This window comes from Burkholderia sp. LA-2-3-30-S1-D2, from assembly GCF_001523915.2.
In the GTDB taxonomy this organism is placed as follows: Bacteria; Pseudomonadota; Gammaproteobacteria; order Burkholderiales; family Burkholderiaceae; genus Burkholderia; species Burkholderia diffusa.
Map to the genome: position 1 here is coordinate 2829786 of NZ_CP013384.1, position 18921 is coordinate 2848706.

General features: G+C 68.4%; 13 protein-coding genes. 6 read left to right on the forward strand and 7 right to left on the reverse strand.

Features of this window, described 5'->3' with window-relative positions; all coding sequences use genetic code 11:
- Nucleotides 1–172 precede the first annotated feature (172 nt).
- From dnaK to grpE, 3 genes are all read right to left on the reverse strand, one after another.
- Complete coding sequence (dnaK, locus tag WS66_RS26095) at nucleotides 173–2125, reverse strand: molecular chaperone DnaK (protein WP_059608300.1); 1953 nt, start codon at nucleotides 2123–2125, stop codon at nucleotides 173–175.
- A gap of 147 nt (nucleotides 2126–2272) precedes the next feature.
- Nucleotides 2273–2713 carry a thioredoxin family protein gene (locus WS66_RS26100; RefSeq protein WP_059608299.1) on the reverse strand — a complete coding sequence of 147 codons (441 nt, stop codon included), beginning with the start codon at nucleotides 2711–2713 and terminating at the stop codon, nucleotides 2273–2275.
- A gap of 10 nt (nucleotides 2714–2723) precedes the next feature.
- Nucleotides 2724–3269 carry a nucleotide exchange factor GrpE gene (gene grpE / locus WS66_RS26105; RefSeq protein WP_059465453.1) on the reverse strand — a complete coding sequence of 182 codons (546 nt, stop codon included), beginning with the start codon at nucleotides 3267–3269 and terminating at the stop codon, nucleotides 2724–2726.
- Between the two features lie 350 nt (nucleotides 3270–3619).
- Here grpE and WS66_RS34160 point away from each other — a divergent pair, with 350 nt between their 5' ends.
- The gene (locus tag WS66_RS34160) at nucleotides 3620–3781 is read left to right on the forward strand and encodes a hypothetical protein (RefSeq protein WP_006476841.1); all 162 of its coding nucleotides are present in this window, start codon (nucleotides 3620–3622) and stop codon (nucleotides 3779–3781) included.
- Here the strand turns inward: WS66_RS34160 and WS66_RS26115 are convergent.
- The 3 genes from WS66_RS26115 to hrcA form a co-directional block, all read right to left on the reverse strand.
- Nucleotides 3753–4160, reverse strand: a complete 408-nt coding sequence (locus WS66_RS26115; RefSeq protein ID WP_059608298.1) for an RNA-binding S4 domain-containing protein — start codon at nucleotides 4158–4160, stop codon at nucleotides 3753–3755. The two genes, WS66_RS34160 and WS66_RS26115, sit on opposite strands and share 29 nt — an antisense overlap.
- 5 nt (nucleotides 4161–4165) lie before the next feature.
- On the reverse strand, nucleotides 4166–5230 hold the full coding sequence (gene hemH, locus WS66_RS26120; protein WP_059608297.1) for a ferrochelatase: 1065 nt from the start codon (nucleotides 5228–5230) through the stop codon (nucleotides 4166–4168).
- 138 nt (nucleotides 5231–5368) lie between these two features.
- Nucleotides 5369–6391, reverse strand: coding sequence for a heat-inducible transcriptional repressor HrcA (gene hrcA, locus WS66_RS26125; RefSeq protein ID WP_011544637.1), 1023 nt, complete (start codon nucleotides 6389–6391; stop codon nucleotides 5369–5371).
- A gap of 131 nt (nucleotides 6392–6522) precedes the next feature.
- On the opposite strand from hrcA, the gene WS66_RS26130 reads away from it, so the two are divergent.
- Both WS66_RS26130 and recN read left to right on the forward strand, forming a co-directional pair.
- The gene (locus WS66_RS26130) at nucleotides 6523–7425 is read left to right on the forward strand and encodes an NAD kinase (protein WP_059608296.1); all 903 of its coding nucleotides are present in this window, start codon (nucleotides 6523–6525) and stop codon (nucleotides 7423–7425) included.
- A 19-nt stretch (nucleotides 7426–7444) separates the two neighbouring features.
- A complete protein-coding gene (gene recN / locus WS66_RS26135) occupies nucleotides 7445–9094 on the forward strand; it encodes a DNA repair protein RecN (RefSeq protein ID WP_059608295.1) in 1650 nt (549 codons plus the stop codon).
- A gap of 128 nt (nucleotides 9095–9222) precedes the next feature.
- Here recN and glnE read toward each other — a convergent pair whose 3' ends face one another.
- Nucleotides 9223–12024: a bifunctional [glutamate--ammonia ligase]-adenylyl-L-tyrosine phosphorylase/[glutamate--ammonia-ligase] adenylyltransferase gene (glnE, locus tag WS66_RS26140; RefSeq protein ID WP_059608294.1), complete on the reverse strand. Its 2802-nt coding sequence runs from the start codon at nucleotides 12022–12024 to the stop codon at nucleotides 9223–9225.
- 228 nt (nucleotides 12025–12252) lie between these two features.
- Between glnE and WS66_RS26145 the strand changes: the two genes are divergently transcribed.
- The 3 genes from WS66_RS26145 to tldD all read left to right on the forward strand — a co-directional run bounded on the left by WS66_RS26145 (nucleotide 12253) and on the right by tldD (nucleotide 18891).
- Complete coding sequence (locus WS66_RS26145) at nucleotides 12253–16452, forward strand: YhdP family protein (protein ID WP_059608293.1); 4200 nt, start codon at nucleotides 12253–12255, stop codon at nucleotides 16450–16452.
- A gap of 51 nt (nucleotides 16453–16503) precedes the next feature.
- The gene (locus tag WS66_RS26150) at nucleotides 16504–17331 is read left to right on the forward strand and encodes a carbon-nitrogen hydrolase family protein (RefSeq protein ID WP_059608292.1); all 828 of its coding nucleotides are present in this window, start codon (nucleotides 16504–16506) and stop codon (nucleotides 17329–17331) included.
- Between the two features lie 93 nt (nucleotides 17332–17424).
- A complete protein-coding gene (gene tldD, locus WS66_RS26155) occupies nucleotides 17425–18891 on the forward strand; it encodes a metalloprotease TldD (RefSeq protein WP_059451318.1) in 1467 nt (488 codons plus the stop codon).
- The last annotated feature ends 30 nt before the right edge of the window (nucleotides 18892–18921 follow it).

Sequence of the window (18921 nt, forward strand, 5' to 3'; positions counted from 1 at the left end):
GCGCCGTCCGCGGACGGCTCGCGCAGCACCCGCCAAAAAACAAATGTGCCCGGAGGGCCGCGAAGCCCGCCAGGCGTGGAGTCGATCCGGCCATCCGGAAGGAAAGACAGACCGCTGTTCAGCCGCGCCGCGCGCGTGTCGCGCGCGGCGTGCGGTGCCATGGCAACCCGGCTCAGTCCTTCTTCACTTCCTTGAACTCGGCGTCGACGACGTCGTCCGCAGCCTGCTGCGCGCCGCCCGCGTGGGCCGCGCCTTCCGCTGCCCCCGCCGCGCCGGCCGCACCGGCCTGCTGCGCCTGCATGTCGGCGTACATCTTTTCGCCGAGCTTCTGCGAAGCCTGACCGAGTTCCTCGACCTTCGCGTCGATCGCCGCCTTGTCGGCCGACGTATCCTTCAGCACGTCCTCGAGCGACTTCAGCGCCGCTTCGATCTTTTCCTTCTCGCCCGCTTCCAGCTTGTCGCCGTACTCGGTGAGCGCCTTCTTCGTGCTGTGGACCAGCGCGTCGCCCTGGTTGCGCGAATCGGCCAGCTCGCGCAGCTTGTGGTCTTCCGCTGCGTTCGCTTCCGCGTCCTTGATCATCTGGTCGATTTCAGCTTCGGACAGTCCCGAGTTCGCCTTGATCGTGATCTTGTTTTCCTTGCCGGTCGCCTTGTCCTTCGCGCCGACGTGCAGGATGCCGTTCGCGTCGATGTCGAAGGTCACTTCGATCTGCGGCACGCCGCGCGGCGACGGCGGGATGCCTTCGAGGTTGAACTCGCCGAGCAGCTTGTTGCCTGCCGCCATCTCGCGTTCGCCCTGGAACACCTTGATCGTCACGGCCGACTGGTTGTCGTCCGCCGTCGAATACACCTGTGCGTGCTTCGTCGGGATCGTCGTGTTCTTGTTGATCATCTTCGTCATCACGCCGCCGAGCGTCTCGATGCCGAGCGACAGCGGGGTCACGTCGAGCAGCAGCACGTCCTTGCGGTCGCCCGACAGGACCTGGCCCTGGATCGCCGCGCCGACTGCGACGGCTTCGTCCGGGTTCACGTCACGGCGCGGGTCCTTGCCGAAGAACTCCTTCACCTTCTCCTGCACCTTCGGCATGCGGGTCTGGCCACCGACCAGGATCACGTCGTCGATGTCCGACACCTTGACGCCCGCGTCCTTGATCGCGATGCGGCACGGTTCGATCGTGCGCTCGACCAGATCCTCGACCAGCGCTTCCAGCTTCGCGCGGGTAATCTTCAGGTTCAAGTGCTTCGGGCCCGATGCGTCGGCCGTGATGTACGGCAGGTTGATTTCGGTCTGCTGGCTCGACGACAGCTCGATCTTCGCCTTTTCAGCGGCTTCCTTCAGGCGCTGCAGCGCGAGCACGTCCTTCGACAGGTCGACACCCTGCTCCTTCTTGAACTCGCCGATGATGTAATCGATGATGCGCTGGTCGAAGTCCTCGCCACCGAGGAACGTGTCGCCGTTGGTCGACAGCACTTCGAACTGCATTTCGCCGTCGACGTCCGCGATCTCGATGATCGATACGTCGAACGTGCCGCCGCCGAGGTCATACACGGCGATCTTGCGGTCGCCCTTCTCGGCCTTGTCGAGGCCGAACGCGAGCGCAGCCGCGGTCGGCTCGTTGATGATCCGCTTGACTTCGAGGCCCGCGATGCGGCCGGCGTCCTTGGTTGCCTGACGCTGGCTGTCGTTGAAGTACGCCGGCACCGTGATCACGGCTTCCGTGACCGGCTCGCCGAGGTAGTCTTCGGCCGTCTTCTTCATCTTGCGCAGCACTTCCGCCGAAACCTGCGGCGGCGCCAGCTTCTCGCCGTGCGCTTCGACCCATGCGTCGCCGTTGTCGGCCTTGATGATCGTATACGGCATCAGGCCGATGTCCTTCTGGACTTCCTTCTCTTCGAAGCGGCGGCCGATCAGGCGCTTCACCGCGAACAGCGTGTTCTTCGGGTTGGTCACGGACTGACGCTTGGCCGGTGCGCCGACGAGCACTTCGTTATCGTCCATGTAGGCGATGATCGACGGCGTCGTGCGCGTGCCTTCCGAGTTCTCGATGACCTTGACCTGGTTGCCTTCCATGATGGCGACGCACGAGTTCGTGGTGCCGAGGTCAATACCGATGATCTTTCCCATTTTTGCTAATCTCCAGAAATGCCTGTTTGCTGCGCGAAACCCCGCGTTTTTGGGTGGTTTCGCGCGCCAGAATTCAACTCTGTTCCCGAAATGCGTCCGGCCGATCCGTTTTCAAGACCCGCCAAGCGATGCGGGTATTAAATTTTTTCAATCGATGCCGGTAGCCGGATCGTGCGGACCGTCGTCGCGGTCCGACGGCGCGCCTGCCGCCGCGGCAACCTTCGCGCGCGCCGCCGACACAGCCGCCTGGAACTGCGCGAGGCCATGCCAGCCGGTCGCGCGGCCGAGCCGCTTGCCGCGATGGAAAAAGAACCACGTCGGCACACCGTGCAGGCCGAAGCGGCGCCCCAGCTCATGATGTTCATACACGTTGCAATGGAACCACTTCAGGTCCAGCGCGCGCATCGCGTCCGTCTGGGCGAGCATCGCCTTCTTCGCGATCTCGCAGTTGAAGCAGTCGACGCCCCAGAAGAACACCACGGCGAGTGCATCGCCGGCGCCGGCGATCGCCGCGTCGAACGTGTCGGCCGCCAGCGCCTGCATGTCGAACGCTTCGAACGCGGCCGGATCGACGCCGGCGGGAACCATCGCGGCAGCCTTACTTCGGCTGGGCGACCGTGACGAGCGCCGGGCGCAGCACGCGGTCCGCGATCGTGTAACCCTTTTGGAGGACGGTCACGACGGTATTCGGTTCCTGATCGGCCGGCACCATCGAAATCGCCTGGTGCTGGTGCGGATCGAACTTCTCGCCGACCGGGTTGATCGCGACGACGCGGCCCTTCTCGAGCGCGCTCGTCAGCTGGCGCAGCGTCAGCTCGACGCCTTCGCGCACCTTCGTGATGTCGCCGGACGTATCGCTGACGGCGGCCTCGAGGCTGTCCAGCACGGGCAGCAGGTGCTCCGCGAAGCCTTCGATCGCAAACTTGTGCGCCTTCGAGACGTCTTCCTGCGCACGGCGGCGGACGTTCTCGGTCTCGGCCTTCGCCCGGAGGAAGCTCTCCTGCAGCTCGGCGACCTTGGCTTGAGCCTCCGCGAGCGCAGCGTCGGCTGCTTCGGCGGCGGGAGCAGCGCCTTGCGCCGCCTGCTTCTCGCTGCCGATGTCTTCGGCCGATTGGGTAGCCGGGTTCTCTTGCGTGTTTTCCATGTCGCTGAAAGTCGATTAGAGGTTGAAGCCAAATCGGCAACCGCCGGACCGTAGCCGGCGACACCGCACATTGTTGGTGCAAATAAGGGCGAAAACTGCGGTTTCAAGAGGGTTATTCGCCGGTATTCGCCAACACTGCGAAACAACCGCGCCGCACCCCGCCCGATTGCGCGCATTTGTCGCCAGATCGGACGAAACGGTCGGTAACAACGCTTACCAGGCAAGTACTAGCTCGGCACAGGGGGCTGCACTACACTCCACTCAAGCGTCGAGAAAGCGCGTTTACCCTAGCTTACCGCCGCCTGACATCCACCTGGCGCTGCATTCACCGTCCCATCGAGGCGAGTACCGTGAAACTGACCTTTGCCATATCGGTGGTCGCGCTGGTACTGATCGCCGGCACCACCACCATCTGTCTGTCCGGAGCCGTGACCGACCGCACGACCGAATACGGAAGCGCGCGGGCGACTTTCGACCAGATGTTCAGCTCCCACCAGAAAATCTGTCGATGATGCGCCGGTCGCGCTTGGTCGGCCGGCCGTGCAGATTCGCCGCCGGCTCACGATACGTGCGGCGCCGCTCCAGTTCGGCGAGCCGCGCGACGCGCCCCGCTTCCGTTTCCTCGTAAAGCGTCTGCGCGATGCTCGCGGGTCCGCGCACGTCGCAAATGCCCAGCACGGCAATGTGCCAGACGACACCGTCGATCGCAATCTCGACCTCGTCGCCGACGCGCACGTCCTTCGCCGGCTTGACGGCCGCGCCGCCGATCTTCACGTGGCCCTTGTCGACCGCGTCGGACGCGAGCGAGCGCGTCTTGAAGAAGCGCGCTGCCCACAGCCATTTGTCGATGCGCAGCTTCGCGCCGGGTTCCGTCGAAATCCTGTAGTTCATCGCGTTCAATTCACCGTTTCGGGCTGTGCGGCCTTCACCGGCCAGCCCTGCAAATTCTCGGCGACAATCTCGCCCACCGCGCCGATCCACGCGGACGCGCCGTTCAGACACGGAATCCGGTGGAAGGCTTGGCCGCCGCCCGCGATGAACTCGTCGCGCACCTCCATCCCGATCTCCTCGATCGTCTCCAGACAATCGGCCGTAAAACCGGGGCAGAACACGTCGGCCCGCCGCACGCCGGCCTCGCCGAGTTCGCGCAGCGTCGGCGCGGTGTACGGCTGCAGCCACTCGGCCTTGCCGAAGCGCGACTGGAACGTCACGCGGCACTCGAGCGTCGACAGCCCGAGCGCGGCCATCAGCAGCGCGCCCGTCTGCTGGCACTGGTCATGATAAGGGTCGCCCAGGTCGAGCGTGCGTTTCGGCACCCCGTGAAAACTCAGCACGAGCTTGTCGCCGGCCGCGAAGTCGGGCCGGCCGTGCTGCGCCCAGTACTGACGCACCTGCTCGGCAAGCGCGTGGATGTAGGCCGGATGGTCGGCATATTGCCGCACCGTGCGCACTTCCGGCTGGTTGCGCATCCGCGCGAGCGCGGCGAACGCGGCATCGAATGCGGTCGCGGTGGTGGACGCCGAGTACTGCGGATACATCGGCATCAGCAGCACACGCTCGACGCCCGCGCGCTTGAACTGCGCGAGTGCCTGGGCAATGCCTGGGCTGCCGTAGCGCATCGCGTAGTCGACCGTCACCTGGTAGCCGTTCGATGCGAGCAGGTGGCGCACGCCTTCGGTCTGGCGCTCGGTGTACACGCGCAGCGGCGAGCCCTCGGGCATCCACACTGCCGCATATTTCTTCGCGGACGCGCGACCGCGCAGCGGCAGGATCAGCGTGCGCAGCAGTATCTGCCAGACGACCTGCGGGATTTCGACGACGCGGGGATCCGACAGGAATTCGGCCAGATAGCGCCGCACCGCGCGCGGTGTCGGAGCGTCGGGCGTGCCGAGATTGATCAGCAGCACGCCGATGGGATGGGCGGCCGCAACGCTCGAAGGCGGCTCAAGATCGAAACGCATGGGCAGGAACGTGCTCGAGGCACGCAGTCGGACGGCCCTCAATTATAGCGGGCCGGCTCGCTGGGGTTGGCTGGCCGTTCGGCCGACTGGCAGCGCACGCGGCGTCGCGGCACGATGGCTGAACGGGATCGGTTCAGGTTACTGCTGGCTCAGCGTGAGCGACAGCAGCCGCGCGGTGATGTCGACGATCGGGATCACGCGGTTGTACGCCATGCGGGTCGGGCCGATCACGCCGAGCGTGCCGACGATCTGGCCGTTCACCTCGTAGGGCGCGGTCACGACGCTCATTTCCTCGATCGGCACCAGCGTCGATTCGCCGCCGATGAAGATCTGCACGCCCTGGGCGTGGCTCGACACGTCGAGCAATTGCAGGAGGCCCGTCTTTTGGTCGAACACGTCGAACAGCTTGCGCAGCCGCGCCATGTCGGAGGAAAGATCCGCCACTTCGAGCAGGTTGCGCTCGCCGGAAATCAGCACGGTGTCCTCGGTGTCGGGCACCTCGGTGCTGGCCGTCACGGCCGCGTGCATCAGCGTGGTCATGTCGCCGCGCAACTGGTCGATCTCGTCGCGCAGGCGGCGGCGCACCTCGTCGAACGACAGGCCGGCGAAATGCGCGTTGATGTAATTGGACGCCTCGGTCAGTTGCGACGGCGAGTAGTCGCGCGGCGTCGCGAGCATCCGGTTCTGCACGTCGCCCTCGGGCGTGACGATGATCAGCAGGATGCGCTTGTCCGACAGGCGCATGAACTCGATCTGCTTGAACACGTGGCTGCGCCGCGGCGTCAGCACGACACCCGCGAACTGCGACAGGTTCGACAGCACGCTCGCGGCGGCCGCCACCACCCGCTGCTGCGGCTCACCGGCCTGCAGCGTGTTCTGCACCTGCCGCGCGACGGCCTCGGCGTCGATCGGCGCCTCGACCGTCAGCATCGTGTCGACGAACAACCGGTATCCGCGCGGCGTCGGCACGCGGCCGGCCGACGTGTGCGGGCTCGACACGAGGCCGAGCTCCTCCAGGTCGGACATCACGTTGCGGATCGTCGCCGGGCTCAGCTCGAGCCCGGAGTAACGGGACAACGTGCGCGATCCGACTGGCTGACCGTCGGCGATATACCGTTCGATCAGGGTTTTCAGGAGGGTTCGTGCGCGAGGATCTAGCATGGTGGAAAATTTTAGCGCAACCACGCGACCGCGGCGAGTGGCGTCGGCCATTGTTGCGCGGGCCGGCCCGATCCGGCCCCGCCGCCGCACGGCCGGTTCTTTTCGTCAACGAGCTATGGTGTAATGCCGGCATGAAAACCGGTAATCAGTTCAACACTGTCGCGCTCGTCGGCCGGAGCAACACGCCCGGCATCGCCGAGCCGCTCGCCACCCTGGCTGCCAGCCTAGCGAAGCTGGGCTTCGAGGTCGTATTTGAAGGCGATACCGCGCGCGAGTTCGGCATCACCGGCTATCCGGCGCTCACCCCGGCCGAAATCGGGGCGCGTGCGGACGTGGCGGTCGTGCTGGGCGGCGACGGCACGATGCTCGGCATCGGCCGCCAGCTTGCGCCGTACCGGACACCGCTGATCGGGATCAACCACGGGCGGCTCGGCTTCATCACGGACATCGCGGCGGCCGACATGCACGCACGCATCCCCGTGATGCTGGCGGGCAAGTTCGAGCGCGAGGAGCGCTCGCTGCTCGAGGCCCGGATCGTGCGCGACGGCGAACCGATCTACCATGCGCTCGCGTTCAACGACGTCGTCGTGAACCGCAGCGGCTTCTCGGGGATGGTGGAGCTGCGCGCGTCGGTCGACGGCCGGTACATGTACAACCAGCGTTCGGACGGCCTGATCGTCGCCACGCCGACGGGCTCGACCGCGTACGCGCTGTCGTCGGCCGGCCCGATCCTCCATCCGCAGCTCCAGGGCATCGTGCTCGTGCCGATCGCGCCGCACGCGCTGTCGAACCGGCCGATCGTGCTGCCCGACGATTCGAAGATCGCGATCCAGATCGTCGGCGGGCGCGACGTCAACGTGAATTTCGACATGCAATCGTTCACCGCGCTCGAACTGAACGACACGATCGAGGTGCGCCGCTCGAAGCACACGGTGCCGTTCCTGCACCCGGTCGGCTACAGCTATTTCTCGACGCTGCGCAAGAAGCTGCACTGGAACGAACACGCGTCGAACGAAGACGACAAGGCGTTCTGACGCCCCTGAGCCCGACACCATGCTCCGCCACCTCTCGATTCGCGACTTCGTCATCGTCGCCGCGCTCGATCTCGAATTCGACAGCGGCTTTACCGTCTTTTCCGGCGAAACCGGCGCCGGCAAATCGATCCTGATCGACGCCCTCGCCCTCGCGCTCGGCGAACGCGCCGACGCGAGCGTCGTGCGCGCCGGCTGCGGCCGCGCCGACATCACCGCAGAATTCACGCCGCACGACCGCGTCGCGCACTGGCTCGACGAACACGCGTTCGACACTGAGGACACCGTGATGCTGCGCCGCGTGATCGACGCGAACGGCCGCTCGCGCGCATTCATCAACGGCACCAGCGCGACGCTCGCGCAGCTGCGCGAACTCGGCGAGATGCTGGTCGACATCCACGGCCAGCACGCGCACCAGTTGCTGATGCGCCCCGATGCGCAGCGCGAGCTGTTCGACACGCACGCGGGGCTCGTCGCCGATGCCGCGAACGTCGCACGCGCGTGGCGCGTCTGGCGCGACGCGACGCAGGCGATCGACGCCGCGAAGGCGCACGAGCGCGAACTGCAGCTCGAACGCGAGAAGCTCGCATGGCAGCTCGCCGAGCTCGACAAGCTCGCACCGCAACCGGGCGAATGGGACGAAGTCGGCAGCGAGCACAAGCGCCTGTCGCATTCGGCGAATCTGATCGCCGGCGTGCAGGGTGCGCTCAACGCGCTGTCCGAGGCCGACGACGCGATGCTCCCGCAACTCGGCGCGATCGTGTCGAAACTGCGCAGCCTGGCCGACTACGACACGGGGCTCGGCGACGCGCTCGCATCGCTCGAACCGGCCGAGATCCAGTTGCAGGAAGCCGTCTATTCGCTGTCGCACTACGCGCAGCGCCTCGATCTCGACCCGGCCCGGCTCGCGCAGGTCGAAACGCGCCTCGACGCGCTGCACTCGACCGCCCGCAAGTTCCGGCTGCCGCCCGACACGCTGCACGAGGAACATGCGGCACGCCGCGCGCAGCTCGCCGCGCTCGACGCAGCCGCCGATCTCGGCGCGCTCGAAGCCGCGCAGGCCAAGGCATGGGAAGCCTATCTCACTGACGCGAAACGCCTGTCGAAGGCGCGCGCGCAGGCCGCGAAGGCGCTCGGCACGGCCGTCACGGCCGGCATGCAGGAACTATCGATGGCGGGCGGCAGCTTCGAAGTCGCGCTCGTGCCGCTCGCCGATGGTGGCGCGCACGGGCTCGAGCAGGTCGAATTCCGGGTCGCCGGACACCCCGGCGTGCCGCTGCGGCCGCTCGCGAAAGTCGCATCGGGCGGCGAACTCGCACGGATCAGCCTTGCGCTCGCGGTGATCGCGAGTGCCGCCAGCCCGACGCCGACGCTGATCTTCGACGAAGTCGACACGGGCATCGGCGGCGGCGTCGCCGAGGTGGTCGGCCGCCTGCTGCATCAGCTCGGGCGTGACCGCCAGGTACTGTGCGTGACCCACCTGCCACAGGTCGCCGCGCGCGGCGACCATCACTTCCAGGTTGCGAAGGGTGCCGACGACCGCGGTGGCACCGTCTCGTCGGTCGTCCCGCTCGACAAGGCGAGCCGGGTCGAGGAAGTCGCCCGGATGCTCGGTGGGCTCGAGATCACCGCGACGACGCGCAAGCACGCGAAGGAAATGCTCGCGGCCTGACGCGGGCACCCGGCCCCCGAATGAAAAGAGACCGGCACATGCGTCGGTCTCTTTTCATCGGCAGCAGCGGCCGCCCGATCGCCGCCGCCCTGCTCCGGTGATTCGAACGCTCGACTCGAACGCCCGAATCAAACACTCGTTTCAACCGCGCCGAACACCCGCTCCCACAGCGCCGTCACGGCCGCCCGCTCGTCGGCCACCAGCGCCGGATCGACCCGCGCCTTTTCCATCCCGTCGAGCCGCAGCTTGTGTTGCAGCTTCCGGTACTTGCGGTACGCGGCGCCGACGCGCTCGGCTTCGTCCTCGCCCATCAGCCCGAATCGGGCGACCTCGCGCAGCAGCGCGATGTTGCCGGTATTGCGGATCAGCTCGGCATCACTCGACGCATGCAGCAGCACCCAGTACTGGACGATGAACTCGATGTCGACCATCCCGCCGCGATCGTGCTTCAGGTCGAACAGCTCGGTCTGGTTCGGGTGGCCGGCGAACACCTTGCCGCGCATGTCGACGATCTCCTTCGCAAGCACCGCCCCGTCGCGCGGCGTCGTCAGCACCTGCTGGCGGATCGCCTCGAAGTCGGCGCCGATCTGCGTGTCGCCCGCGCTGTAGCGGGCACGCGTCAGCGCCTGGTGCTCCCACACCCACGCGGTGTTCGCCGCGTCGCCCTCGCGCAGCTGGTAGCGGCGGAACGCGTCGAGATCGGTCACGAGCAGTCCGGCCTCGCCGTTCGGCCGCAGCCGGAGGTCGATGTCGAACAGCGCGCCGGCGCCGGTCGCGGTCGTGAGCCACGTGATCAGCCGTCGCGTGAACGTCGTGTAGACGTCCGCCGAGCGCTCGTCGGGGTCGTCGTACAGGAAGATCAGGTCGAGATCCGATGCGTAGCCAAGCTCCTTGCCGCCGAGCTTGCCGTACGCGATCACCGCGAACTTCGGCACGTCACGGTGGCGCTTCGCGAGCTGCGACCAGACAACCTCGATCGTCACGTCGAGCACAGCGTCGGCGAGCTCCGAGAGGCGATCGCTCACGTGCTCGACCGACAGCTGGCCCGCCAGATCGATCAGCAGGATGCGGAACACCTCCGCGTGCTGCGCATGCCGCAGCAGGTCCATCTGCTGCTCGGGGCCGTCGGCGGCCGCGAGGCGCGCACGCAATGCGTCCTTGAACGCGGGCCAGTCGAACGGGCTCGCGATCGCTTCGTCGTCGAGCAGTTCGTCGAGCAGTTGTGGATGGCGGATCAGGTAGCCGCCGCCCCAGCGCGTCGCGCCGAGCACCGACAGCACGCGATCGAGCGCGGCGGGATACTCGGTCAGCAGCGCCAGATAGACGCCGCGCCGGCTGACCGTCTCGAGCAGGTCGAACAGCCGCACGATGGTGTCGTCGCGGCGCGCAGCGTCGATCCGCGGCGCAGCCTCGAGCGCGCGCTGCGCGACGCTGTCGAAACGTTGCCGGCTCTTTTCCGGCAGGCCCGCGTAGCGCGACGACTGCCAGATCGCGCGCAGCCGAGCGAGCACGGTCGCCGGATCGGTGAAGCCCAGCCCGTCGAGGCGCGCGCGCAGCGCGTCGTCTTCGCCGTCGTCGGCGAGCGCCCCGCTCCAGATCCACGACGCGGTGGTGTCCTCGCCCGCCGCGCACGGGCCGCCGCTCACCTTGTCGGCAAAGATCTGGTCGAACTGCGCCTCGACGAAGGTGCGGTAGCCGTCGAGCACCGTCATCAGCGCCGCGTAGTCGGCAAAGCCGAGCGACGCGGCCAACGCCGCGCGCTCGGCCTGATCGACCGGCATCGCGTGCGTCTGCGCGTCGTCGCGGTACTGCAGCCGGTGCTCGAGCGTGCGCAGGAAGTTGTAGGCGTCGGTCAGGCGCTCGCGCACGTCCTCGCCGATCAGCCCGCGCGCCTGCGCATGGCGCAGCACCGCGAGCGTCGGCCGTACGCGGAATTCCGCATCCTGGCCGCCGCGGATCAACTGGAACACCTGCGCGCTGAATTCGATCTCGCGGATCCCGCCGCGCCCGAGCTTGATGTCGTCGGCCTTGTCGGGCCGCATCGACGCGCGGCGCGCGGCTTCCTGGCGAATCTGCTGGTGCAGCGAACGGATCGCACCGATCACGCCGAAATCGAGATAGCGGCGGTACACGAACGGCTTGACGATCGATTCGAGCTGCGACGCGAGCCGCTGCGCCGCGTCGCTGTCGCCTTCCGACACGAGCCGCCCCTTGATCCACGCGTAGCGCTCCCATTCGCGCCCCTGCACGTAGAAATATTCCTCGAGCATCCCGAGGCTGCACACGAGCGGCCCCGAATCGCCGTTCGGGCGCAGCCGCATGTCGACGCGAAACACGTAGCCGTCGGCCGTGACTTCGGACAGCACGCCGATCAGGCGCCGGCCGAGCCGCGTGAAGTATTCCTGGGTGGACAGCGGCGAGCGCGTGCCGCCGGCGGTCTCGCCGTCGTCCTCGTAGACGAAGATCAGGTCGATGTCGGACGACACGTTCAGCTCGCGGCCGCCGAGCTTGCCCATCCCGACCACGCCCAGCACGACGCGCTGGCCGTCGGCGCCGCGCGGCTCGCCGTACATCGCCTCGAGTTCGGCCGACAGCAGCGTGAGCGAGCGCTGCACGGCCACCTCGGCGAGATCGGTCATCGCGCCCGTCACCTCGGCGACGTCCGCGACGCCGCGCAGGTCGCGCTCCGCGACCGCGCCGAACACCTCGACACGCAACTGCCGCAGCGCGCGCTTCAGTTGCTCGTCGCCCGGCGCGGCCGCGCCGGCCGGCGATGCGAGCAGTTCGGTCAGGCGCGCGTCGAGCTGCGCACGGGCGAGCGGCGCGGCGGCCCACGCGGCGATCTGGTCGGACAGCGCGGGACGCGCGGCGGCCGCGCGGGCGATATAGCGGGAGTAGGACTGGCTGATCAGGGCGGAAGCGTCGGTCATCGAAAAGCGGGCCTGGCGGTCGGGCCCGCCGGTGCGGGAAAGCGCTTGCGCGCCCTGCCGCCGACAGGCCCCGTGGACTCGGCGCGGTGTCGCGACGCGGATGCGCCGCCGCGAAAACCGCGCGCCGGAAAGCCCGTGCCGCGCTGCCGCAACGGCCGCCGGCACGAACCCCTGTGATACATTTCAACGTCAGTCTGCAAAACTACCATATCGCCGCCCTTCCGCCGCATGTCCGACCGTCAGGAATCCGCCTTAGCTGAGCCCGAAGCGGGACCTCCGAAGCACGATCATCCAGTCCTGCGTCACGTGTTCAGGGTGACGCTGGCAGTCGGGATCGGCACGTACTTCGTCGCGGCCGGCGCGTTCCTCGGGCTGCGCTACGTGGTGCTGCCGCGCATCGACGAATTTCGCCCGCGCATCGAGCGCGCGGTGTCCGACAAGCTCCACGCGCAGCTCTCGATCGGCAAACTGTCCCCCCACTGGTCCGGCATGCAGCCGGGCGTCGAAGTCGCCAACCTCACCATTCGCGGCCGTGACGGCCAGATCGCGCTGTCGGTCCCGCACGCGACGGCCGCGCTGTCGTGGTTGTCGCTGCTGCGGCTGTCGCCCGCGCTGTCGAGCCTGATCGTCGACCATCCGGACCTCGTCGTCGCGCGCGCGGCCGACGGCTCGCTGAGCATCGCGGGCGTCGGCGTCGCGACCACCCATGGCGGCAACGACACGTTCGGCACCTGGCTGCTGAAGCAGGAAGCGATCGTGCTGCGCAACGGCACGCTGCGCTGGCGCGACGCGCAGCACGATGCACCGGAGCTCGCGCTGTCCGGCATCCGCCTCGCGGTGCTCAACGACGGTCGCGAACACAAGGCCGCGCTTCAGGCGCCCGCGAACGGCACCCTGCTGCTCGGCCCGCTCGATTTCCGCGCGCGCTTCCGGCACAAGCCGCTCGCGCCGATCGGCAAGCCGACGAACTGGACCGGCGACGCGTATCTGTCGACCGGCCCCGTCGACCTGCAGACGCTCGGCCGCTATCTCGACATACCGCTCACGATCCACGCGGGCCGCATCGACAACGCAATCTGGGCGACCTTCCAGAACGGCCACCTGCGCTCCGCCGGCGGCGACCTGCAGGGCGCCGACGTCGTGCTGCGCGTGCGGCCGACCCAGCCGCGCCTCGACGTGCCGACGGTCGGCTTCGGCTGGGACATGGCGCTGGACGCCGGCCGCGACTACACGCTGCACCTGACGCGCTTCAACGCGGAGCTCGGGCAGCCGCCGCTGCCGGACGGCACGCCGCTCGCCCGCTCGCTCGCGCTGTCGACGCTGACCGCCCGCTACCGCGTGCCGGCCGCCGACCAGGGGCAGCTCCTGAGCGTCGTCGGCGACCGCGTCGATCTCGGCATCCTCAGCGAGTTCATCCGCGGGCTGCCGCTGCCGGCGCAGCTGCGCAACGAACTGATCAAGCTCGACCCGCGCGGGATGGTGTCGAATTATCACATCGAGGTCGAACGCGCGAAGCCGGCGCGGGCCGAGCTCGCCGACGAAGAGCGCCGCACCGGCGCCGCACCGATCGTGCGCTACCGCTTCCTCGGCGACCTGCAGGGCATCAGCTTCGCCGCGCAGGAGCCGCCCCCCGGTCTCTCGCCGCGTGGCCATCCGCGCGCCGGCTGGCCGGGCGTCGAGAACCTGTGGGGCCGCGTCGACGCGAACGAGACGGGCGGCGCCGCGCACTTCGACACGGTCAACGCCGCGGTCACGGTGCCCGGCGAATTCGACGAGCCGCGCCTGACCTTCGACCGGCTGCGCGGCAACGCGAAATGGGTGATCACGCCGGCGCCGGGCGAGAAGCACGCGCGCGTCGACGTGACGTTGCCGGACCTGTTCGTCGCAAACCCCGATGCGGAAATCGCGGTGTCGGGCTCGTACACGAACCCCGGCCACGGCCGCGGCTCGCTCGACCTGCGCGCGGATTTCGCGCGCGCGTCGGTGGCGCGCATTCCGCGCTACCTGCCGACCGGGATGTCCGAGCACCTGCGCAACTATCTCGGCCATGCGCTGCAGGACGGCCAGGTGTCCAAGGGCGCGTCGATCGTCGCCCGCGGCCCGCTCGAGAAATTCCCGTTCGAACACGAGCCGGATGCCGGCGTGTTCCATATCGTCGCGCCGTTCACCGGCGGCCGCTTCGAGCCGACGCCGTACCCGCCGCGCAAGCTCGCGAACGGCACGCCGAGCGTCTGGCCCGCACTCGACGGGATCGACGGCGTGTTCGAGCTCGCGCAGAACAAGCTGCGTTTCGACATCGCGCGCGCGCACTACAAGCGCGTCGCGCTGACGAAGGTCGCCGGCCGGATCGACGATCTCGGCAACCCGTCGACGTCGCCGCTCGTCATCGACGGCCATGCGCAAGGCCCGCTCGCGGACCTGATCGACTACGCGGACAACAGCTCGCTCGGCGCGATGAGCGGGCACATCGGCCAGCGGATCGATGCGCAGGGGCCGGCGGCGCTCGCGCTCAAGATCACGATTCCGCAGCACGTTCCGCATCCGCATACCCACGTCGAAGGCGCACTCGCGTTCGGCGGCAACACGCTGTCGACCGACGGCGTGCCGCCGCTGTCCGCGCTGCGCGGCAGCGTGCGCTTCTCCGAGACTGGCGCATCGCTGCACGACCTGTCGGGGCGCTTCCTCGGCGGACCCGTGCGCGCGAACGGCAACTTCCAGTCGCACGGCCCGTACGCGGTGGACGTCGACGGCAAGCTCGCGCTCGACGCCGCGCGCGGGATGAACCTGCGCGGCACGGCTGCGGCGCTGCTCGAGCACGTGGTCGGCGACGCACCGTACCAGCTCGCCGTGCGCGGCGCGCCGGGCCGCCTGCCGGAAGTCACCGCGCGTTCCGACCTGACGGGCGTCGCGTTGAACTTCCCGGCGCCGTTCGCGAAACCGGCCGGCACGCCGATGCCGTTCCGCTTCACGCTGCAGCCGGCCGCCGAGGCGGGCGGCAAGCACCTCGAGCATGCCGACCTGACGCTCGGCCCCGTGTCCGCGACCTACCTGCTCGACGCAACACCCGGCCAGCCGCTGCGCGCGGTGCGCGGCGCGATGGGCATCCACCGGATGCCCGACCTGCCGCAGGACGGCGTGAGCGCCGCCGTCGACGTCGACGAACTCGACGCCGACGCCTGGCTCGCACTGGCCCGCACGCTGCAGCACGACGCGCCGCGCGCGCCGGAACCGCAAGCCGCGCCGCGCATCGACGTCGCGAGCTTCACGCCGAAACGCTTCGCGCTCCACTTCGGCACGCTGAAGCTGCTCAAGCGCAACTGGGAAAACGTGATCATCGGCGCGTCGCACATCGACGAGTTGTGGCAGGCGAACATCGCGTCGAACCAGGTCTCGGGCTACCTGTCGTGGGCGCCGGGCGGCGGCCACAACGGCGCGGGCGTGCTGAACGCGCGGCTCGCGAAGCTCGTGATTCCGCAGAGTGCGCAGCACGACCTCGTCGGCCGCGCGATGAACCTGCCGACGCCGACCGACCGGCCGATGCCGTCGGTCGACCTGATCGTAGACCAGGTCGTTGCACGCGATCACGACATCGGCCGGCTCGTCGTCAATGCGCGCAACATCGAGGAAGACGGCGCGCCGGTGTGGCAGCTCGACAAGCTCGAGCTGGCGAACCCGGCCGCAAAGCTGACGGCGACCGGCAACTGGCGCACGTCGCGCCGCGCGCTGGCCCGCGGCGTCGACGAAAACGATGCACCGCGCCGCAGCGTGTTCGACTTCAAGCTCGACGTCGGCAACGCGGGCGCGCTGCTCGACCTCGTCGGCCTGCCGCGCACGCTGGCGGACGGCCACGGCGCGGTGACCGGCAAGGTCGGCTGGCGCGGCGGCCCGACCGCGGTCGATCTGCCGTCGCTCGGCGGCCAGATCGCGCTCGACCTGGAGCACGGCCAGATCCTGAAGGTCGATCCGGGCGCCGCGAAACTGCTCGGCGTGCTGAGCCTGCAGAGTCTCGCGCGCTTCCTGACGCTGAATTTCCGCGACGTGATCGGCAAGGGACTGCCGTTCGACAAGATCACGGGCACCAGCCGGATCTCGAACGGGATCGCACGCACCGACGACTTCTCGATGACGACTGCGCCGGCGAACGTGACCGTGCGCGGCGCGGTCGACCTTGGCACCGAGACGCAGGACCTGCACGCGCACGTCGCGCCGAAGATCGGCGCCGGCACGGCCGCGATCGCGGCCGCGGTCATCAATCCGCTGCTCGGCGTCGGCGTGCTGGCGGCGAACTACGCGCTGTCGGAGACGCTGTCGCACGCGTTCGCGCTCGACTACGCGATCACCGGCTCGTGGGCGCATCCGCACATCGAGCGGGTGCGAGGCGATCAGGGTAAGATGAATCACGGTCCGGCCGATGCGGCGAGCCACTGACGCGCGCAGGGTGCCGGGCCGCACCCCATTTATGACGCAACCGATCCAGCGATGACCGATCACGCCCGTTCCGCCACGCCCTTTCGGGTCGCCGCGCTGCAGATGGTGAGCACGCCGGACGTCGCACGCAATCTCGCCGAAGCCGGACGCCTGATCGCGGAAGCGGCAGGCGACGGCGCGCAGCTCGTGCTGCTGCCCGAGTATTTCTGCTTCATGGGCCATCGCGACACCGACAAGCTCGCGCTCGCCGAACCCTACCGCGACGGTCCGATTCAGCGCTTCCTCTCGGAGGCCGCGCATCGTCACGGCATCTGGGTGATCGGCGGCACGCTACCGCTGAAGGCGCCCGAACCCGATCGCGTGCTGAACACGACGCTCGTGTTCGACCCGACCGGCAACGAAGCGGCCCGCTACGACAAGATCCACCTGTTCAACTTCGAGAAAGGCGACGAATCGTTCGACGAGGCGCGCACGATCCGCGCGGGCGACACGGTCGTCACGTTCGACGCGCCGTTCGGGCGGGTCGGCCTGTCGGTCTGTTACGATCTGCGCTTTCCGGAGCTGTACCGCAGGATGGGCGACTGCGCGCTGATCGTCGTGCCGTCGGCGTTTACGTATACGACGGGCCGCGCGCACTGGGAAATGCTGCTGCGCGCGCGGGCCGTCGAGAACCAGTGCTACGTGCTCGCGGCCGCGCAAGGCGGCAAGCACGAGAACGGCCGGCGCACCTGGGGCCACAGCATGCTGATCGACCCGTGGGGCGAAATCGTCGCGCTCCGCGACGAAGGCGCGAGCGTCGTGACCGGCGCGCTCGATCCGCAGCGCATCGCCGACGTGCGCCAGAGCCTGCCCGCGTGGCGGCATCGCGTGCTGGCCTGAACCGCTGATCCGCCCTGGCGCTTGAAACGCCGCCCGGCCAACCCATCTGCCCAGAACGCACCCGACAACTTTTTGAGAACCCTCGATACCCGCATGAACATCATCGAACCCGGCATCCGCAATCTTGCGCTGGCGAAGGACATCCTCCTCACGCCGTACGGCCTCGACGAGAGCCTGCTCACGCGCACGATCGCCGACATCTTCACGCATCGCGTCGACTACGCGGACCTGTACTTCCAGGCGACCCGCAGCGAAGCGTGGAGCCTCGAGGAAGGCATCGTGAAGTCGGGCAGCTTCAGCATCGACCAGGGCGTCGGCGTGCGCGCGGTCGCGGGCGACCGCACAGCGTTCGCCTACTCGGACGACCTGTCTCCGGAAGCCATCGCCCAGGCGGCCGCGGCCACCAAGGCGATCGCGGCGGCCGGCGGCGGCCGCCAGAAGATCAAGGCGGCGACGTCGCTGAAGGGCATCTCGGGCCGCGACCTGTATCTGCCGTCCGATCCGCTCGCGTCGCTCGACGCGACGGCCAAGGTCAAGCTGCTCGAGCGCATCGAGCAGATGGCGCGCGGTCGCGACCCGCGCGTCACGCAGGTGATGGCGGGGCTCGCCGGCGAATACGATGTTGTGCTGGTCGCGCGCAGCGACGGCGCGCTCGCCGCCGACATCCGGCCGCTCGTGCGCGTGTCGGTCACGGTGATCGCCGAACAGAACGGCCGCCGCGAAATCGGCTCCGGCGGCGGCGGCGGCCGCTTCGACTACGGCTACTTCACCGACGAAGTGCTGTCACGCTACGTCGACGACGCCGTGCACGCGGCGCTCGTGAACCTCGACGCGCGCCCTGCCCCGGCCGGCGCGATGACGGTCGTGCTCGGGCCGGGCTGGCCGGGCGTGCTGCTGCACGAGGCGATCGGCCACGGCCTCGAGGGCGACTTCAACCGCAAGGGTTCGTCGGCGTTCGCCGGCCGGATCGGCGAGCAGGTCGCCGCGAAGGGCGTGACGGTGGTCGACGACGGCACGCTGCCGAATCGCCGCGGCTCGCTGAACATCGACGACGAAGGCAACCCGACGCAGTGCACGACGCTGATCGAGGACGGCATCCTGAAGGGCTACATCCAGGACACGCTGAACGCGCGCCTGATGAAAATGCCCGTCACCGGCAACGCGCGGCGCGAGTCGTATGCGGCATTGCCGATGCCGCGCATGACCAATACGTACATGCTGAACGGCGACAAGGATCCGCAGGAAATCATCGCATCGGTGAAGAACGGCCTGTACGCGGTGAACTTCGGCGGCGGCCAGGTCGACATCACGAACGGCAAGTTCGTGTTCTCGGCGTCCGAGGCGTACATGATCGAGAACGGCAAGATCACCTACCCGGTGAAGGGCGCGACGCTGATCGGCAGCGGCCCGGAATCACTGAAGTACGTGAGCATGATCGGCAACGACATGTCGCTCGACTCGGGCGTCGGCGTGTGCGGCAAGGAAGGCCAGAGCGTGCCGGTCGGCGTCGGCCAGCCGACCCTGCGGATCGACAAGATGACGGTCGGCGGTACGGCATAACCGCATCGCGGCGCAGACAATCCGCGCATT